Origin of the sequence: Streptococcus sp. OH4692_COT-348 (genome assembly GCF_003859975.1) — a bacterium.
GTDB lineage: Bacteria > Bacillota > Bacilli > Lactobacillales > Streptococcaceae > Streptococcus.
In genome coordinates this window covers 1-438 of record NZ_RQZB01000061.1, presented here as the reverse complement: position 1 = coordinate 438, position 438 = coordinate 1, and the positions used below count along the sequence as shown (strand labels likewise).

Below are 438 nucleotides of genomic sequence, written 5' to 3'. Positions count from 1 at the left end.
GTCAATTTATTTATTTAATTGCAAGTATCAGCCCTATGTTTGCCGGTTTGGTTAAACTTATGAAAAAGAACGGTGTAAGTGTTCCAGAAGTAGAAGAAGAACAAACGGAGGATAAAAAAGAATGAATATAACTAATGCTGGCGTTCGTGGTCATAACCCTACTGGGGTTGTAATTCACAATGACGCAGGCTCAAATGGTGCTAACACTGGCTTCTACAATGGTTGGCTACCTACACACAACCCTGAAAATGGTTTTGCTCATGTCTATATCGCTTCGGATGGACGATTACAGGCTTCTGACTTCTCTAACAAGGCATGGCATTGTGCTAACTCATATGGTAACGCAAATTATGCTAGTTGGGAAGTATGCCAATCAGAGGGAGATTTAAGCCAGTTCTTGAAGAACGAACAAGCGGTACTAGACGACGTAGCCAAGTA

Annotated in this window: 1 protein-coding gene; it reads left to right on the top strand. The window is 41.3% G+C overall.

The annotated features are described in order from the left end of the window. Window positions 1-121: 121 nt before the first annotated feature. Window positions 122-438, top strand: a 317-nt coding sequence (locus tag EII37_RS10900; protein WP_185696014.1) for an N-acetylmuramoyl-L-alanine amidase, incomplete at its 3' end; no start/stop codon positions are given.